Genomic DNA, 249 nt, shown 5'->3' on the forward strand with positions numbered 1-249 from the left:
TGAAGCAGATCGCGAGTGAACTGGGGTTTCAGGACGAGGCCTATTTCGGTCGTTTCTTTCGCAAGCAGACGGGACTCCGGCCAACGGAATACCGCTCTGCGGCTCACGATCGATCCTTGCCACCCGACAAGGGGAGAGCGGGCTGACTCTACCTCGCCCCCGTCATCCGATTCAGGCCGATAAGCCGCCGAGCTTCACGAACAGATGCTCCGGCCCGGAGTTGGTCAGATTGTTGCCCCGCACATACTG

Annotated in this window: 1 protein-coding gene; it reads left to right on the top strand. The window is 60.2% G+C overall.

All coding sequences use genetic code 11. The features are described from left to right. On the top strand, nucleotides 1-146 hold a 146-nt coding region (locus tag SB753_RS39885), incomplete at its 5' end, for a helix-turn-helix domain-containing protein (RefSeq protein WP_410805525.1). Nucleotides 147-249 lie beyond the last annotated feature (103 nt).

Origin of the sequence: Paraburkholderia sp. SIMBA_053 (assembly GCF_046534895.1) — a bacterium.
Taxonomy (GTDB): Bacteria; Pseudomonadota; Gammaproteobacteria; order Burkholderiales; family Burkholderiaceae; genus Paraburkholderia; species Paraburkholderia caledonica.